This is a genomic window from Bacillus gaemokensis (genome assembly GCF_001590835.1).
Lineage (GTDB): Bacteria > Bacillota > Bacilli > Bacillales > Bacillaceae_G > Bacillus_A > Bacillus_A gaemokensis.
Genome location: NZ_LTAQ01000001.1, coordinates 205,756 through 224,621, shown reverse-complemented (window position 1 = coordinate 224,621; position 18,866 = coordinate 205,756). Strand labels below are relative to the sequence as shown.

The window sequence follows — 18,866 nt, the reverse complement described above, 5'->3', positions numbered from 1 at the left end:
ATAGGTGTGAAGCAAATATGAAGATAAATATGGACAAATTTCATACCAATAGGGGAGCAGGTTACTTTATGATATTTTTCCTCCTGCTCTTTTTGCTGTTGTTAGCCCGATTTTTTTATATTCAAGCAACAGAAACAGTGTATGATCAAGACTTAAAGGAACTTGCAAAAAATAAGCATAATAAAAACGGTGTATTAGAAGCGAATCGTGGAACGATTTACGATCAAAACGGGCATGTGTTAGCGCAAGATGCAAACTCATATAAACTCGTTGCGGAGTTGAAGGGTGATGCCCCTGTAAAAGATAAAAAGGATGCTGCAAAAAAAATTGCGGGTGTACTTGAAAAAAATGAAGATGAAGTTTTAGCGTATTTAAACAAAGATAGAACACAAGTGGAGTTTGGAACGCTAGGCAAGAATTTGACGAAAGAGAAAAAAGATCAAATAGAAGCTCTTGACATACCAGGGATCTCATTTGTTACTGAGAAAGCGAGAGTATACCCAAATGGAGACTTTGCTTCTTACATATTAGGTTTTGCCAAACCTAATGATAAAGGAATTGCAGAAGGGAAATTTGGATTAGAACAAAGTCTAGATAAGTATTTACGTGCTTCTAATGGAAGTGTAGCGTATACAGGGGGGCGTAACGGTGTTTCTCTTGAAGGTGGAAAAGTAAATGTAAAGGCACCGAAAAATGGAGATAACGTGTATCTAACAATAGATCAGCGAATTCAAAGCTTTTTAGAAGATGCGATGAAAGCTGCTGATAAACACTATGAACCTGAAATGTTAATTGGGGTTGTTGCGGATCCGAAAACGGGAAAAGTGTTAGCGATGTCTAGTAGCCCTAGTTATGATCCAAATAAGCGTGATATTCAATACTTTTTAAATGATCCAATTGCAAATGCATTTGAACCAGGATCTACAATGAAAATCTTTACATTAGCGGCGGCAATCAATGAAGGTGTATATAATGGACAGGAGTATTACCAATCAGGTACGTATCCAGTTGGAAATCGTAAAATAAGAGATCATAATGGCGGTGCAGGTTGGGGATCTATTACGTTTGACGAAGGGGTTGAACGTTCTTCAAATGTTGCGTTTGCGATTTTAGGAGATCAAAAACTTGGATCTGATCGTTTCCGTCAATATATTCATAAATTTGGAATGGATGAAAAAACGCATATTGACTTACCTGGTGAAGCTGAAAATAAAATTATATTTGATCAACAAATTCAACAGGTAACAACAGCCTTTGGACAAGGGTCAACTGTAACACCGATGCAGCTTGTACAAGCTGCAACAGCAATTGCAAATGACGGAAAAATGATGAAACCATATACCATTGATCGAATTGTAGATCCCATAACAGATAAAGTGAAATTACAACATAAACCAGAAGAAGTAGGAAAGCCCATTTCAAAAGAAACAGCGGCACAAGTGAGGCAATTACTAGAACGTGTTGTCACATCGCCGAAAGGTACCGGGAATGCGTATAAGATTGATGGGTATTCAGTTGGTGGTAAAACAGGGACAGCGCAAATTCCTGATGGCAAAGGTGGATATATGACTGGAAGAGAAAATTATATTTTCTCATTCCTAGGTATGGCACCGATGGATGATCCTCAGCTGATTGTATACTTAGCAATTAAGCAACCGAAACTAAAAGATAATGAATACGGAGCACAACCTCTTGCTGAGATGTTTAAGTCTGTAACGAAAAACAGTTTAGAGTATTTGAAAATTAAACCACATGAAGTAAAAGATCCGAAAAAGTATGTGAAAGAACAACAAGCAGTTGTTCCAGATGTTACTGGGAAAACAATGGAAGAAGCGAAAGCGACATTAGAAAAAGCGAAATTCCGCCCGGTTATATTAGGTGAAGGTAAAGTGAAACAACAGGTACCGAAAGCGACTGAAAAAACATTGAAGGGTGATCGTGTCTTCTTAGTAGGAGATAATCCTAAAATGCCAAATATACAAGGGTGGGCACTTCGTGATGTTATGAATTTAGCGAAAACGTTAAATCTTAACTTGAAACCATCTGGTACAGGATATGTGACAGAGCAAAGTGTAGCAGAAGAAGCGTTGTTACAACCTGGTACAGAATTAGCTGTAACACTTGTGCCTCCACTAGAGCCGCAACAAGAGGCAGAAAAACCATAAGGTGAAAATTAAATGAGTGAGGCAGTACTTTCTGCGAATTGTAGGATGAGATGAAACATTTAGCTATGTAAGTAAGGAAGAGTAAAAAGTTCTATTCAAATAGGTACAAGCATATATTGGAACAAGCTAGGCGTAAGGGGGGCTTGTTCCAATATGCGTGTATCGAATGTAACGGTTAGAAAACGACTTATTTTTATACTTGTATCAGGTATACTCATTTTCACAATCATTGATATTCGTCTTGGATATGTACAGTTTTTTCTTGGAAATATGTTAACAGATCGTGCGAAGGATTCTTGGAGTCGTAATATTACTTTTGAGCCTGAGCGAGGAAAAATTTTAGATCGAAATGGTGTGGAACTTGCAACAAATAAAAGTGCACCAACTGTCTTTGTTGTACCAAGGCAAATTGAAAAACCAGCAGAGACTGCAGAGAAATTAGCTGCAGTTTTAGGTGTGGAAAAAGAGGAGATTTATAAACGGGTTACAAAAAAAGAGTCAATTGTAAGATTGGATAAAGGCGGGAGGAAAATTTCCCACGATAAAGCGAAGGAAGTACGTACTTTAAGTTTAAAAGGCGTTTATATTGCCGAAGATTCGATTCGTTATTATCCGTTTGGAAAATATTTATCGCATGTATTAGGTTTTGCTGGTAGTGACAACCAAGGGCTTATGGGCTTAGAAGCGTATTATGATAAAGAACTAAATGGTGATAAAGGACATATTCGCTTTTTTGCGGATGCGAAAGGACAACGTATGCCGAATGTCGGGGATGATTTTAAAAAACCAGAGGCTGGTTTGGATTTAAAGTTAACAATTGATTCTCGAATCAATACGATTATGGAGAGAGAACTGAATATTGCAGATTCTACGTATAATCCAGACGGTATGATAGCAATCGCGATGAACCCGAAAAATGGTGAGATTTTAGGGATGTCGAGTCGCCCAAGTTTTGATCCAGCAGACTTTCAAAGTGTTTCACCAGAAGTGTTTAATCGAAACTTGCCTGTATGGAGTACATATGAGCCAGGATCGACCTTTAAAATCATTACCTTGGCTGCCGCTTTAAATGAAAAATTAGTAGACTTAGAGAAAGATACGTTTTATGATGATGGAGCAGCTGAAGTTGACGGGGCTAGGTTACGTTGCTGGAAAGCTGGTGGACATGGTAGTCAAACATTTTTGGAAGTCGTCCAAAACTCTTGTAACCCAGGTTTTGTTGAATTAGGAGAACGTCTCGGGAAAGAGAAGTTATTTGAATATATTCATGATTTTGGTTTCGGGCAGAAGACAGGAATTGACTTGCAAGGAGAAGGTAAAGGAATTCTATTTGACTTAAAAAAAGTTGGACCAGTTGAACAAGCAACAACTGCTTTCGGGCAAGGGGTGTCTGTTACACCAATTCAGCAAGTTGCAGCAGTGGCAGCAGCTGTAAATGGTGGGACATTATATCAGCCGTATATTGCGAAGGAATTTGTTGATCCATCTAATAACCAAGTGGTAAGAAAGAAAACACCAGTAGAGAAACGAAATGTTATTTCCAAGGAAACATCAGAAAAAGTTCGATATGCGTTAGAGAACGTTGTGGCAAAAGGTTCTGGTAAAAAAGCGTATATTGATGGTTATCGTGTTGGTGGAAAAACGGGAACTGCTCAAAAGGTGAAGGATGGAAAGTATTTAGATAATAATTATATTGTATCTTTTATTGGTTTTGCTCCAGCAGATGATCCGCAAATTGTTGTGTATGTTGCGGTTGATAACCCTAAAGGAATTACTCAATTCGGTGGAGTTGTTACTGCACCAATTGTAGGAAATATTCTTCGTGATGTGCTACCTGTTATGGGAGTAGAACCACGCAAGGAGCAAGTCGAAAAAGAATATAAATGGGGCGATACTCCTACGATAGAAGTTCCTGATTTAATTGGGATGAAGAAGAAAGACTTACAAACCCAGCTTGTAGACTTACAACTTGATGTAAGTGGTGAAGGAGAGAAAGTAATTAAACAATCGCCAGAAGCGGGTGCTAAAGTAAAAGAGGGTTCGAAAATTAGAATTTACTTCGGCAATTAAAGGGTAAGTGGTTGTGTTTTATGATACAATTGGTGGAAGTTAGTTCAACTTAGAAGACTTGTTTTCATAAAAAATTGAATTTCTGTGAAGAGAAGATAAAATGAAGTTGTTCAGTTGAGACTAGTATATGTTTCATTGATGAATGGAGCTGTTTTTCGAGCTCTTAGGCAATAACCTCTCGTCCTGATTCTTCATGAATGGAAGACGAGAGGTATGAATTGTCTGTTAAGTAAGAGATAAATAAACAATGTAGAGAGGGTTTAGTGAAATGAAGTTGCACACACTTGTATCATGTTTGCATGATTTTCCAGTTGTTCCAAAAGAAAATCCAGAAATTACATCCATTGAAGCTGATTCACGTAAGGTAACAAATGGAAGCTTATTTGTATGTATGAAAGGGTATACGGTTGATAGCCATGATTTTGCTAAACAAGCAGCCGCGCAAGGTGCGGCTGCTATTGTTGCGGAAAGACCGATTGATGTTGACGTTCCAGTTGTACTTGTGAAAAATACCTATCGTTCATTAGCTGTGTTAGCTGATTATTTTTATGGGCAGCCAACGCAGAAGTTGCATTTAATTGGAATTACAGGTACAAATGGAAAGACAACAACATCGCACATTATGGATGAAATTATGCGAGCACACGGTCATAAAACAGGGTTAATTGGAACAATTAATATGAAAATTGGTGATGAAACATTCGAGGTGAAAAATACAACGCCAGATGCACTGACACTTCAACAAACGTTTCACCGTATGATTGAGAAAAACGTAAATAGTGCAGTAATGGAAGTTTCTTCACATGCATTAGCTCTTGGGCGTGTGCATGGCTGTGATTATGATGTTGCAGTATTTACAAATTTAACACAAGATCATTTAGATTATCATAAAACGATGGAAGAATATAAGCATGCAAAGGGCCTGCTTTTTGCGCAGCTTGGCAATAGTTATCATCATAATCGTGAAAAGTATGCGGTATTAAATAGTGATGATTCAGCAGCAGAAGAGTATATGAGAAGTACTGCGGCTACTGTTATTACGTATGGAATTGATACACGTAGCGATATTATGGCAAAAGATATTGTTATGACGAGCGGTGGTACATCATTTACTCTTGTTACGCCGAATGAAAGTATTAATATTACAATGAAGTTAATTGGCAAGTTTAATGTATACAATGTTTTAGCTGCAACAGCAGCTGGGCTTGTTTCTGGTGTGAACTTGCAAACAATTATTGATGTTGTGAAGAATTTGCATGGAGTTCCAGGACGTTTTGAGGTTGTGGATGGCGGACAGGATTATACAGTCATTGTCGATTATGCTCATACCCCAGATAGTTTGGAAAATGTGTTAACAACAGCAAAGCAATTTGCAAAAGGGAATGTGTATTGCATCGTTGGTTGTGGTGGCGACCGTGATCGAACGAAAAGACCGATTATGGCGAGCGTTGCTACAGAGTTTGCGACTCATGCAATCTACACTTCAGATAATCCAAGAAGTGAAGACCCACAAGCAATTTTGGATGATATGTTAACAGGTGCAAAAGGGAATAATTATGAGGTAATTGTTGATCGAAAAGAAGCGATTTTTCATGCGATTTCAGAAGTAAAAGCAGAAGATATCATTATCATTGCTGGAAAAGGCCATGAAACGTATCAAATTATTGGAAAAGATGTACATCATTTTGACGATCGTGAAGTTGCGAAAGAAGCAATCACCGAGCGTTTAAACAACAAAGAGTAACAACATGAGAGGGGGACTACATGTGCTTGAACAAGGTTTATTAGTAACGGCTGGGGTAGCGTTCTTAATTTCTGTTGCCCTTTCGCCATTGTTTATTCCATTTTTACGCAAATTGAAGTTTGGACAGAGCATTCGTGATGAAGGTCCAAAATCACATCAAAAAAAATCAGGAACGCCAACAATGGGTGGTATTGTCATTTATGTGTCTATGATGGTGACAACCCTTATAATGGCGATTAAATTTAATCATTTAGGTGCGGAAGTATCATTACTATTATTAGTTACATTCGGTTATGGATTGATTGGTTTCTTAGATGACTATATAAAAGTTGTTAAAAAGAGAAATCTTGGTTTAACATCAAAACAAAAATTAATGGGTCAACTTGTGATTGCAATTGCATTTTTTGTAATTGCTAAAGGTATAGGATTTGATACGCGTTTAATGGTTCCTGGAACGGGGATTGAATTTGATTTGCACTGGGCATATTTTATTCTGGTTCTTATTATGCTTATTGGAGGATCAAATGCAGTTAACTTAACGGATGGTTTAGATGGGTTGTTATCAGGGACAGCGGCAATTGCATTTGGAGCGTTTAGCATTATTGCAGTAGCTCAAGAACAATATGCGGTAGCGATTTTTTGTATGGCAGTTGTTGGAGCAGTACTTGGGTTTTTAGTGTTTAATGCAAATCCAGCTAAAGTTTTTATGGGAGATACAGGATCTCTTGCTTTAGGTGGGGCAATAGCTGCGGTAGCAATTGTATTAAAACAAGAATTATTACTTGTGGTTATTGGCGGCGTATTTGTAATGGAAACTTTATCTGTTATCATTCAAGTTATTTCATTTAAAACGACAGGAAAACGTGTTTTTAAAATGAGTCCACTGCATCATCACTATGAACTATGTGGTTGGTCAGAATGGCGTGTTGTTGTAACATTCTGGTCTGTAGGATTTTTATTAGCAGTATTAGGAATTTATATCGGGGTGTGGATGTAATTGAAAACTGTAACTGACTATCAAAATAAAAATATTCTTGTATTAGGCATTGCCAAAAGTGGTTATGCGGCAGCTACTTTATTAAAAAGCTTAGGGGCAAATGTTATTGTAAATGACGGAAAGCCATTAGCTGATAATATATTGGCTGCGGAATTACAAGCAAAAGGAATGGACGTCGTATGTGGCGGTCATCCTTTAGAATTATTAGAAAGAAATATTTCGCTTGTTGTAAAAAATCCAGGGATTCCGTATTCTAATCCACTGCTTGTTGCAGCGAAAGAAAAACAAATTTCGATTGTAACAGAAGTGGAGTTAGCGTATCGGATTTCAGAGGCGCCTTTTGTTGGAATTACGGGATCTAATGGTAAAACAACAACGACAATGTTAACATTCGAAATGTTGAAAGAAGGACGGAAACACCCCGTTATTGCTGGAAATATAGGTACTGTAGCATGTGAAGTTGCACAAGAGGCAAAAGAAAATGAAGTAGTTGTTACGGAACTTTCATCCTTCCAGTTAATGGGTGTTGAAACGTTTCAACCTAAAATTGCAGCATTTTTAAATTTATTTGAAGCACATTTAGATTATCATGGTACAAAGAAAGAGTACGGTTTAGCGAAAGCGAATATTTTTAAAAACCAAACCGAAACAGACTATAGTGTAATGAATGCTGATGATGCAGATGTAATGGCCTTATCAGCAAATACTAAAGGACAAAAAGTACTATTTTCGGCTACGAAAGTAATTGAAGATGGTGCATGTATTAAAGATGGTGCTCTTTATTTTAAAGATGAGAAAGTCGTTGAAGTTCAGGATATCGTTTTACCTGGTAAACATAACTTAGAAAATATTTTAGCTGCAATGAGCATCGCAAAATTGCTAGGTGTAGCAAATGAGGCAATTGCCCTAGTATTAAAACGATTTACAGGTGTCAAACATCGTCTAGAATATGTGACGACAATTAACAACCGTAAGTTTTATAATGATTCAAAGGCAACGAACATGTTAGCGACGGAAAAGGCTTTATCAGCATTTACAGGGCCTATTATTTTGTTAGCAGGTGGTCTTGACCGTGGAAATGAATTTGATGATTTAATTCCATATTTTGAACATGTAAAAGCAATTGTAACATTTGGACAAACTGCACCAAAGCTAGTGAAAGCAGCAGAAAAAGCAGGATTAGATATAATTGAAAGTGTCGATAATTTAGAAGAGGCAGTAGAGAGAGCTTATGTTCACTCTACAGATGGAGATGTCATTCTTCTTTCGCCAGCATGTGCAAGCTGGGATCAATTTAAAACATTTGAAGAAAGAGGAGACATTTTTATACAAGCTGTGCATAAACTTATATAAAGTACAAAACATCAGTAGGTTAACACCTACTGATGTTTTGTTACATAGAACAAAAAAAGCTTCTTCCAAAGAGGTGGTGTTCATTGCCAATGAAGAAAACGCCTGATTTTATTTTGATTATCGCTACACTCCTGCTGTTAACAATTGGAATGATTATGGTCTACAGTGCAAGTGCTGTTTGGGCTTCCTATAAGATGGGTGATTCATTCTTTTTTGCAAAAAGACAATTGCTATTTGCTGGACTTGGTGTAGCCGCGATGTTTTTTATTATGAAAATTGACTATTGGATATGGCGTACTTATTCGAAAGTAATTTTGCTTGTTTGTTTTATTCTTCTTATTCTTGTTCTGATTCCTGGAGTTGGACTTGTACGCGGGGGAGCTCGAAGTTGGATTGGAATTGGAGCGTTTTCCATTCAGCCGTCAGAATTTATGAAATTCGCGATGATTATTTTTTTAGCGAAATTTTTAGCGGAGAAGCAAAAGGTGATTACATCCTTTAAACGTGGTTTACTTCCTGCACTTGGTTTTGTATTTGTCGCATTTGGAATGATTATGCTGCAACCAGACCTTGGAACAGGAACAGTAATGGTTGGGACATGTATTATCATGATTTTCATTTCAGGAGCACGAGTTTTTCATTTCTCAATGTTAGGGCTAGTTGGTGCAGCGGGCTTGGTTGGATTAATTGCATCGGCACCATATCGAATGAAACGAATTACATCCTATTTAGATCCGTGGTCTGATCCGCTTGGGAGTGGATTTCAGATTATTCAATCATTGCTTGCGATTGGACCTGGTGGTTTATTTGGCTTGGGGCTTGGGCAAAGTAGACAAAAATTTCTTTATTTACCGGAACCTCAAACGGATTTTATTTTTGCGATTTTATCCGAAGAATTAGGTTTTATTGGTGGATCGTTTGTGTTATTATTATTTAGTCTGTTATTATGGCGCGGGATTCGTATAGCATTAGGAGCGCCAGATTTATATGGTACGTTTTTAGCAGTAGGTATTGTGGCGATGATTGCGATTCAAGTGATGATTAATGTTGGTGTTGTGACGGGGTTAATGCCTGTTACAGGAATTACTTTGCCATTTTTAAGTTATGGTGGGTCAAGTTTGACCTTAATGCTAATGGCAGTTGGCGTATTGTTAAATATAAGTCGTCACTCTCGCTACTAAACCCTGTTTTTTAGACAGGGTTTTTCGTATGTGGAAAACGGTGAAATATATCATGAATATAATAAATACAGTTGAAATTAGAACAGAGAAGCGGAGGAATTTGTAGTGCGAGTATTAGTTAGTGGTGGTGGCACAGGTGGTCATATATATCCAGCCCTTGCTTTAATTAGGGAAATAAAGAAACTACATCCTGAAGCAAGATTTTTATACATTGGTACGGAAAATGGATTGGAGAGTACAATTGTTCCAAAAGCAGGTATACCTTTTCAATCTATTGTTATTAGTGGATTTAAACGTAAAATATCCCTTGATAATGTAAAAACGGTAATGCGTTTTCTAAAAGGTGTACAAGATAGTAAACGATATATTCGTCGATTTAATCCAGATGTCGTGATTGGTACAGGTGGCTACGTATGCGGTCCAGTCGTATACGCGGCAGCAAAATTAGGAATTCCAACAATTGTACACGAACAAAATAGTGTGCCTGGTGTAACGAATAAATTTTTAAGTCGATATGTAGATAAAGTTGCTGTATGTTTTGAAGCGGCTTCTGAGCATTTCCCACAATCTAAAGTTGTCATGACAGGGAATCCACGTGCATCGGAAGTGATGAACCAAAATGGATTGAAAGGGAAGCGTTCAGTGGGACTTGCTCTTCCTAAAAAGTCTGTTCTTATTTTTGGTGGGAGTCGCGGTGCTAGACCGATTAACGATGCTTTTGTAGAAGCAATTGAACAATTTGGTAACAAAAACTATGAAGTGTTGTATATTACAGGTGAAGTGCATTATGATAAAGTAATAGAGGCTGTGAAACAAAAGGGAAATCCGGATAATGTAATCATTAAACCGTTTATTCATAATATGCCAGAGGTACTTACTGGTGTAGACCTTGTTGTTTCACGTGCTGGTGCTACAACGCTAGCGGAATTGACAGCGCTAGGAAAGCCAAGTGTTTTAATTCCAAGTCCTTATGTGACAAATAATCATCAAGAGAAAAATGCTCGATCAGTTGTGGACAAGGGGGCAGCGAAAATGCTTCTTGAAAAAGATTTAACAGCTGAAACGCTTCTTCGTGATATTGATGAGATTTTGTTACATACTCAAACATTACAAAATATGAAACTAGCTGCTGAGCAGTTAGGGATTCCAGATGCAGCAAATAAGTTATTTGAAGTGATGAAAAAGCTTGTACAAAATAACGTTAGGTGAATGCCCTGCATACTACTGTAATATGGAGACTTATTATGGGGGAGAGCATCATGAAACAATTGGCAAATGAGCTTATGGAAGCAAAGGTTGGTAAAGTATTAGAAAATGAATTATTAGCTCGTTATACAACTATGAAAATCGGTGGACCAGCTGATATTCTAATCGTGCCAAGTAGTGTTGCTGGTGTTGAGAAAACTTTAGAATTAGTAAAGAAACATGAAATGAAGTGGACGGTAATTGGACGTGGTTCTAATCTTCTTGTATCTGATAAAGGTATTGAAGGTGTTGTAATTCGTTTAGGAGAAGGATTAGACCACTTAGAAGTAGAAGGAACTACTGTAAGAGTGGGCGGAGGTTATCCCCTAATTAAATTGTCAACATTAATTAGTCGACAAGGTCTATCGGGATTAGAGTTTGCAAGTGGTATCCCAGGAAGTGTTGGCGGAGCAGTATATATGAATGCTGGCGCTCATAAATCTGATGTTTCAGAGATTTTGACGAGAGCATGTATTATGTTTGAAGACGGTACAGTTAAGTGGTTAATAAAAGAAGAGATGGATTTTTCTTATCGTACTTCTGTTTTACAAACAAAGTACTCTGGCATTGTATTAGAAGTTGAGTTACAGCTAAAGACAGGAAACCGTGAAGAGATTGTTCGAAGGATGCAAAAGAATAAAGACTATCGTCGTGAAACTCAGCCATGGAATCATCCATGTGCAGGTAGTATATTTAGAAATCCACTACCAAACTTTGCTGGGGATTTAGTAGAAAAGGCTGGTCTGCGTGGTCATCAAATTGGCGGCGCGAAAATTTCTGAAATGCATGGGAATTTCATTGTCAATACGGGATCTGCCTCTGCAAAAGATGTGCTCGATTTAATTGCGTTTGTTAAAGAAACAATCAAAGAAAAATTTGATGTAGATATGCATACAGAAGTAGAAATCATTGGAAGATAACTGTTATCCGTTCCGCTCATTATCATTTATGTTATAATAAGAAGATAAGAACGGCATGCGGAACATGCCGTTCTTTATGTTACATAGGGGGATCGTACATGAAAAATAGTAAAATTATTAAACTACAAGATCGTGTACCAAAATTAAAAAATCAAAATCAAAATCAAAATCAAAAGAAAAAAAATAAGAAACCTGTCAATCATCGATTGATTTTATACGTATCGATTTTATTTTTATTAGTCCTTTTTTTAATTTATTTTAGGTCTCCACTTAGTAATATAAAAAAGATAAGTGTTTTTGGGAATCATTATATGACAGATGAACAGGTCATGAAGGAATCTGGAGTTACATATGATACTAGTTATTTTCGGGTGACAGCACATAAGGCGGAAGAAAATTTAACGAAACGAAAAGAAATTAAAAAAGTAAATGTCAAGAAACGATTCCCCAATAAAATTGATATTCACATTGAAGAATATATAACAATAGGTTATATAAACAAAGGTGGAAAACTACAACCGCTTTTAGAAAATGGTAAAACACTTAGCGTGCTTCCGAATGGGAAATTACCTGTGGCAGCTCCGATTTTTGAGCCATTTAAAGAGGAGAAGATGAAAGAGTTAATTGGGGAACTAGAAAAATTAACACCGACTATTCTGAGATCTATTTCTGAAATTCGCTATGCTCCAACAAATTCAAATGAGGATCATCTTACCTTATACATGAATGAAGGCTATGAAGTTAGTACGACTATTCAGGACTTTGCAAAGCGTATGGAAGCATATCCGTTTATTATAAAAAATATAGAGCCGGGTAGAAAAGTTTTAATTGATTTAGAAATTGCTACCTATCTTAGATATTTAGACGGTGAAGAAAAAAAGCAGTAGAGTAGTAGTTTTATTTCTTTTTAAATACAATAACGACAAGTGTGTTCTTCTATATGTAAATTTCATTACAATTATGATTAATTTGGTGAAAAATATCCATATTTTCTTTGATTCAAGTTAGGATTGGTATAAGTTTAGCTTTTCTACGAGTACATCTTAGTGTAGACTTATATTTGGCGGTAATCTTTGCGTTTTATGCAGAGTTATTTCAAAATAAAGCAGGCATTCACAAGTTACTGTGATTTGAATAAGTGAATGTTAAATAAAAATAAGAAAAATATAGGGTTAAAAAAGGGAAACGCATAAAGACGTTGAATATTTTTCTTATAAATAGTAAAGCTGCGATTGTGGTTCCATATATTGACTTGTATGGTATAAATAAAGAAGGAGGTGCCAAAGAATGAACAGCAATGAAATATATGTTAGTCTTGACATCGGTACATCCAATGTTAAAGTCATCATTGGTGAAATGGTTAATGACAGCTTAAACATTATTGGTGTTGGAAATGTAAAATCAAATGGTTTGAAAAAGGGCTCTATAGTTGATATAGACGAGACTGTTCGATCAATAAAAAAAGCAATTGAACAAGCTGAGCGCATGGTGGGAATTCACATTGAACAAGTTGTTGTAGGTGTCAATGCAAACCAAGTACAGCTTCTTCCTTGTCACGGAGTAGTAGCTGTTTCAAATGAAGATCGTGAAATCGGAAATGAAGATGTCTTACGCGTTTTAGATGCAGCACAAGTTGTGTCAATTGCTCCTGAACGTGAATTTATTGATGTGGTACCTCGACAGTTCATTGTAGACGGTCTTGACGAGATTAACGATCCACGCGGGATGATTGGTGTAAGATTAGAAATGGAAGGCACATTAATTACAGGTTCAAGAACTTTACTACATAACCTACTTCGTTGTGTAGAAAAAGCCGGTCTTGAAATTGTTGATATTTGTCTGCAACCTTTAGCTGCTGCCACAGTTGCTTTATCTTCTGATGAGAAGAATAGAGGTGTGGCACTTGTTGATATCGGCGGAGGATCTACAACTCTATCAATTTTTAGAGATGGCGAGTTACAAGCAACGAGTGTATTACCATTAGGTGGAGATCATATAACAAAAGATATAGCTATTGGGCTAAAGACTTCAACAGAGAACGCGGATCAAATTAAGCTGAAATATGGACATGCTTTTTATGATACTGCATCTGAAGAAGAGATATTTACTGTTCCTATCATGGGAAATGATCAAACAGAACAGTATTCTCAATTGGAGTTATCTGATATTATTGAGGCACGTGTAGAGGAAATTTTAATGTTTGTTCAAGAGGAAGTACATAAATTGGGAGTGAAACAAGTAGCTTCTGGATATGTACTAACTGGTGGGATTGCTTCTATGCCGGGTGTTCTTGATCTTGCATATGATATTTTACATGAAAATGTTCGTATAGCAACTCCAGATTATATTGGTGTTCGTGAACCTCAATATACAATTGGAGTTGGATTAATTAAACACTCTTATCAAAAAGCGAAATTACGAGGGAAAGCTGCTCAGGAAAAGCAAGAGCACTTTGAGCCAGTACCAGCACCAATGCCGGTACAACAGCAACCTGCGAAACAAAAAGCTCGTAATCAAAGCAATAATAATCAAAATGATGAACGTATGATGTCAAAAGTAAAACGTGTATTCCGTTATTTATGGGATTAAAATTGGACACGAAAAATGAGGTTCTAGGGGGATTTCGATATGTTAGAGTTTGATACTACTCAAGATCAATTAGCAAATATAAAAGTTATCGGTGTCGGTGGTGGCGGAAATAATGCTGTTAACCGTATGATCGATCATGGCGTACAAGGTGTAGACTTTATCGCTGTGAACACTGATGCACAAGCGTTAAATTTATCAAAAGCTGAAACGAAAATGCAAATTGGTGGAAAATTAACACGTGGACTTGGTGCTGGCGCAAACCCTGAAGTAGGGAAAAAAGCCGCTGAAGAAAGTAAAGAACAAATCCAAGAAGCACTTCGTGGTGCAGATATGGTTTTCGTAACAGCTGGTATGGGCGGTGGAACTGGAACGGGTGCAGCTCCAGTAGTCGCACAAGTTGCAAAAGAGCTAGGTGCATTAACAGTTGGTGTTGTAACGCGTCCATTTACATTTGAAGGGCGTAAACGTGCAACGCAAGCTGCATCTGGTATTGCAGCATTTAAAGAAAATGTAGATACATTGATTGTAATTCCAAATGATCGTTTACTAGAAATTGTAGATAAAAATACACCGATGTTAGAAGCGTTCCGTGAAGTGGATAATGTATTACGTCAAGGTGTTCAAGGTATTTCTGATTTAATAGCTACACCTGGTCTTATTAACTTAGACTTTGCAGACGTAAAAACAATTATGCATAATAGAGGTTCAGCATTAATGGGTATTGGTTCTGGTAATGGTGAAAACCGTGCTGCTGAAGCTGCAAAAAAAGCAATTTCTAGCCCGTTACTAGAAACATCTATTGATGGTGCACAAGGTGTTATTATGAACATAACAGGTGGCGCAAACCTAAGTTTATATGAAGTACAAGAAGCTGCCGATATTGTAGCTTCGGCTTCAGATCCAGAAGTAAATATGATTTTCGGTTCTGTTATTAATGAAGGATTAAAAGACGATATTGTTGTAACTGTTATTGCAACTGGTTTTGATGATAGCGTTGCAATTCAACCACCAAAACTACTTGTACGTCCGACGGCAAATGGGAATCACACGCAACAACAACCAGTGGCTCAGCCACAAAAACAACGCGAAGTAAAACGCGAAGTAAAACGTGAAGAGCCTGTTGTACATGATCGTAATACAGATTCAGATGATATCGATATTCCAGCATTTTTACGTAATCGTCGTAGACGATAAAAGAAAAGGAGCTATAGTTTAGCTCCTTTTTTTGTTTCTAAAGAAAAAGAATAGTGTTAAATTAGTTGGTACTTGTCTTACTATTTTATTAGTGTTTTATTGATAGGGACATGAAAAAACATTACTGTATGAGCTAATTTTTACAATAAAAAAAGATCTGTTTAGCAGGTCTTTTTTTATTTCAATCATTCTCTGATAGCTATATGTACTCCTATAAAAAAATACTTTTATTCTCTCGCGACAGATTATGTCTAGAAACCACAAAATAACAAAAAAACCCCTCCGTAAATTGACACACTTTCCTATTGGATATGCATTATACTAGTCTCAACTTAAAAAAAGAGGTGAATGGTTTGGTTGTTTACGCCGACGTTGTTTGGTTGCTAAACGCCTGCATTGATTTTCTTTTACTTTTATTAACAGCAGCTGTGTTGAAAAAGAAGATCAAAAGATGGAGGCTTGTATTAGGGGCATTCATTGGTTCAACAATTGTTATTTTTGCCTTTACCCCTTTTGCTTCTATGATGACACACCCGATTATAAAATTGCTTTACTCGTTAGTTATTGTATACACAGCGTATGGATTTACGACTTTTCGAGATTATACACAAACCGTTCTTACCTTTTATTTTGTAACATTTATGGTAGGTGGAGGTTTGATTGGAACTCATTTTTTCCTTCAAACAAATGAAATGCTAGATGGGTTAGTTCAGGCAAAATCAATTTCTTATGGTGACCCGGTAAGTTGGTTATTTGTCATTTTTGGATTTCCGATTGTTTACTATTTTTCGAAAAAACGTATTGAAAATGTGGAAGTGACCAAGATTCATTATGATCAAATTGTAAAAGTAAATATTAAACTAGTTGACAATGAGATTGAACTAGATGGCTTGATTGATAGTGGAAACCAATTGTATGATCCTATAACAAAAACACCGGTTATGATTATGCATATTTCCTCATTAGAGCATTGTTTACCAACGTGGCTAACAGAACAGGTTTATTCTAAAACAGAGATTCCACAAATACCAGAAAATGATTCTGGTTGGGCAACAAGGCTACGCTTAATTCCTTTTCGAGCAGTAGGAATTGATCATCAATTTTTATGGGCAATCAAGCCAGATGTTGTTCAAGTTCATCATGAAGGTAGCGATATGATTGTAAACAAAGTTTTGATTGGGTTAAACACACAGCAATTGTCTACACATGGAGAATATCAATGTATTATCCATCCGAAAATGCTGATATCACAAAAAGTGACAATTGCTTAATTATGAGAGGTGGGGGAGTATGGCGAAATTGAAATTTTATTTAATATATCTTTGGTATAAAGTATTGCTGAAACTTGGAATTAAGACCGATGAAATTTACTATATTGGTGGAAGTGAGGCACTACCACCACCTTTGACAAAAGAGGAAGAAGAGGTTCTTTTGAATAAATTGCCAAAAGGAGATCCAGCGGCACGCTCTTTACTTATTGAACGCAATTTGCGCTTAGTTGTGTATATAGCTCGTAAGTTTGAAAATACAGGAATTAACATTGAGGATTTAATTAGTATTGGAACGATAGGTCTTATTAAAGCTGTGAATACATTTAATCCTGAAAAGAAAATAAAATTAGCAACCTATGCATCACGTTGTATAGAAAATGAAATTTTAATGCATTTACGTAGAAATAATAAAAATCGTTCAGAAGTTTCGTTTGATGAACCATTAAATATTGACTGGGATGGAAATGAATTATTGCTATCGGATGTTCTTGGTACGGATGACGATATTATTACAAAAGATTTAGAGGCTACTGTAGATCGTCATCTTCTTATGAAAGCACTACATCAATTAAATGATCGCGAGAAGCAAATTATGGAATTGCGTTTTGGGCTTGCAGGTGGAGAAGAAAAAACACAAAAAGATGTAGCAGATATGTTGGGGATTTCGCAGTCTTATATTTCACGTCTTGAAAAGAGAATTATAAAAAGGTTACGAAAAGAATTTAATAAGATGGTATAAAGAATTTATTGGAAACCCCCGTATTATCAAGAGTAATTTGTAAAACCAATCGGTATTCCGATTGGTTTTCTTGTGATTTTTATAATTGGTAAATGAAGTGTTAGTTAGAAACGATATGCATAAAATTCCCTCTGAAGGAGATACTTTACACTGTACAGCAACTCCCGATAGGAGGGAACACTTTGACGAGAAACAAAGTAGAGATTTGTGGTGTTGATACAGCTAAACTTCCAGTACTAAAAAATGAAGAGATGCGTAAATTATTTCGAGAAATGCAAAGTGGAGAGATAAGCGCAAGAGAGAAGCTAGTAAATGGAAACTTACGCCTTGTACTGAGCGTCATCCAGCGATTTAACAACAGAGGAGAATTTGTTGATGATTTATTTCAAGTTGGCTGCATTGGACTTATGAAATCCATTGATAACTTTGACTTAAGCCAAAATGTTAAATTTTCAACGTATGCTGTGCCAATGATTATTGGGGAAATTCGTAGATATTTACGAGATAACAATCCAATTCGCGTCTCACGCTCATTGCGGGATATTGCGTATAAAGCGTTGCAGGTAAGAGAAAAGTTAATTGCCGAAAATTCAAAAGAACCAACGGCAATGGATATTGCTAAAGTACTCGAAGTGACACATGAAGAAATTGTTTTCGCACTTGATGCCATTCAAGACCCAGTTTCATTGTTTGAACCAATCTATAATGATGGGGGAGATCCCATTTTTGTAATGGATCAGTTAAGCGATGATAAACAAAGGGACGAGCAGTGGGTGGAAGAATTGGCATTAAAAGAAGGAATGAAGCGCTTAAATGACCGGGAAAAGATGATTATTCGAAAACGTTTTTTCCAAGGGAAAACACAAATGGAAGTAGCAGAAGAAATTGGGATTTCTCAAGCGCAAGTGTCACGCTTAGAAAAGTCAGCAATTAAACAAATGAATAAAACGATTCAAGGATAAGGTCTCACCATTTATGGTGAGACCTTTTTATGGTGTGTAATGGAGATTCTGTTCATAGAGAAGGGAGGGTATTCATATAATGGCAATAAAATAAAAGTTTAGTGGGCGGTTACTTCCTGTTAATAACAAGATAAAGGAGGGGATGAAAGTGATACGGATTTCAGAGTTTCAGATGAAGGATGTTGTAAATGTTTCAGATGGGAAAAAACTTGGGAATATTGGAGATATTGATATTGATATGAATACAGGGAAGATTCAAGCGGTTATTATTTCAAAGCAAACACGCATGTTAGGGTTGTTTGGAAAAGAAGAAGAATGTATAATTCCATGGAAACAAATTGTAAAAATTGGAGAAGATGTCATACTAGTAAGGGTAGATCATGTCAATTCTGTAACAGAATCAATACAAACACCGACAATTTCTTAAAGAATATTA

General features: G+C 36.6%; 16 protein-coding genes. All 16 read left to right on the top strand.

Translation table 11 applies throughout. The features are described 5' to 3' along the window. Window positions 1-17 precede the first annotated feature (17 nt). The 16 genes from AZF08_RS01095 (at window position 18) to AZF08_RS01025 (ending at window position 18,857) form a co-directional block, all read left to right on the top strand. Window positions 18-2,165 (top strand): penicillin-binding protein, encoded by a 2,148-nt coding sequence (locus AZF08_RS01095; protein WP_082245962.1) that lies wholly within the window; start codon window positions 18-20, stop codon window positions 2,163-2,165. A 153-nt stretch (window positions 2,166-2,318) separates the two neighbouring features. Beyond that, a complete protein-coding gene (locus tag AZF08_RS01090) occupies window positions 2,319-4,235 on the top strand; it encodes a stage V sporulation protein D (protein WP_033672188.1) in 1,917 nt (638 codons plus the stop codon). 268 nt (window positions 4,236-4,503) lie between these two features. Further along, on the top strand, window positions 4,504-5,979 hold the full coding sequence (locus AZF08_RS01085) for a UDP-N-acetylmuramoyl-L-alanyl-D-glutamate--2,6-diaminopimelate ligase (RefSeq protein WP_033672186.1): 1,476 nt from the start codon (window positions 4,504-4,506) through the stop codon (window positions 5,977-5,979). A 22-nt stretch (window positions 5,980-6,001) separates the two neighbouring features. Next, window positions 6,002-6,976 carry a phospho-N-acetylmuramoyl-pentapeptide-transferase gene (gene mraY, locus AZF08_RS01080; protein ID WP_033672184.1) on the top strand — a complete coding sequence of 325 codons (975 nt, stop codon included), beginning with the start codon at window positions 6,002-6,004 and terminating at the stop codon, window positions 6,974-6,976. Then, window positions 6,977-8,329, top strand: a complete 1,353-nt coding sequence (murD, locus tag AZF08_RS01075; RefSeq protein WP_033672182.1) for a UDP-N-acetylmuramoyl-L-alanine--D-glutamate ligase — start codon at window positions 6,977-6,979, stop codon at window positions 8,327-8,329. It abuts the gene before it with no gap. Window positions 8,330-8,418: 89 nt separating this feature from the next. Further along, entirely contained in the window at window positions 8,419-9,510 is a 1,092-nt protein-coding gene (spoVE, locus tag AZF08_RS01070; RefSeq protein ID WP_033672875.1) for a stage V sporulation protein E, read from the top strand. A 105-nt stretch (window positions 9,511-9,615) separates the two neighbouring features. Further along, a complete protein-coding gene (gene murG / locus AZF08_RS01065) occupies window positions 9,616-10,719 on the top strand; it encodes an undecaprenyldiphospho-muramoylpentapeptide beta-N-acetylglucosaminyltransferase (RefSeq protein WP_033672180.1) in 1,104 nt (367 codons plus the stop codon). 50 nt (window positions 10,720-10,769) lie between these two features. Next, window positions 10,770-11,675 carry a UDP-N-acetylmuramate dehydrogenase gene (gene murB, locus AZF08_RS01060; protein WP_033672178.1) on the top strand — a complete coding sequence of 302 codons (906 nt, stop codon included), beginning with the start codon at window positions 10,770-10,772 and terminating at the stop codon, window positions 11,673-11,675. 98 nt (window positions 11,676-11,773) lie between these two features. Further along, window positions 11,774-12,562, top strand: a complete 789-nt coding sequence (locus AZF08_RS01055) for a cell division protein FtsQ/DivIB (RefSeq protein ID WP_033672176.1) — start codon at window positions 11,774-11,776, stop codon at window positions 12,560-12,562. Window positions 12,563-12,669: 107 nt separating this feature from the next. Continuing rightward, window positions 12,670-12,804, top strand: a complete 135-nt coding sequence (locus AZF08_RS29575) for a DUF1290 domain-containing protein (RefSeq protein ID WP_407639449.1) — start codon at window positions 12,670-12,672, stop codon at window positions 12,802-12,804. 158 nt (window positions 12,805-12,962) lie between these two features. After that, window positions 12,963-14,264, top strand: coding sequence for a cell division protein FtsA (gene ftsA, locus AZF08_RS01050; RefSeq protein WP_033672174.1), 1,302 nt, complete (start codon window positions 12,963-12,965; stop codon window positions 14,262-14,264). Window positions 14,265-14,303: 39 nt separating this feature from the next. Further along, window positions 14,304-15,458, top strand: coding sequence for a cell division protein FtsZ (gene ftsZ / locus AZF08_RS01045; protein WP_033672172.1), 1,155 nt, complete (start codon window positions 14,304-14,306; stop codon window positions 15,456-15,458). Between the two features lie 353 nt (window positions 15,459-15,811). Next, entirely contained in the window at window positions 15,812-16,729 is a 918-nt protein-coding gene (gene spoIIGA, locus AZF08_RS01040) for a sigma-E processing peptidase SpoIIGA (RefSeq protein WP_033672170.1), read from the top strand. A 19-nt stretch (window positions 16,730-16,748) separates the two neighbouring features. After that, the gene (gene sigE, locus AZF08_RS01035; RefSeq protein WP_033672168.1) at window positions 16,749-17,468 is read left to right on the top strand and encodes an RNA polymerase sporulation sigma factor SigE; all 720 of its coding nucleotides are present in this window, start codon (window positions 16,749-16,751) and stop codon (window positions 17,466-17,468) included. A 182-nt stretch (window positions 17,469-17,650) separates the two neighbouring features. After that, window positions 17,651-18,430 (top strand): RNA polymerase sporulation sigma factor SigG, encoded by a 780-nt coding sequence (gene sigG / locus AZF08_RS01030; protein WP_003199794.1) that lies wholly within the window; start codon window positions 17,651-17,653, stop codon window positions 18,428-18,430. Between the two features lie 142 nt (window positions 18,431-18,572). Next, the gene (locus AZF08_RS01025) at window positions 18,573-18,857 is read left to right on the top strand and encodes a YlmC/YmxH family sporulation protein (RefSeq protein ID WP_200875196.1); all 285 of its coding nucleotides are present in this window, start codon (window positions 18,573-18,575) and stop codon (window positions 18,855-18,857) included. Window positions 18,858-18,866 lie beyond the last annotated feature (9 nt).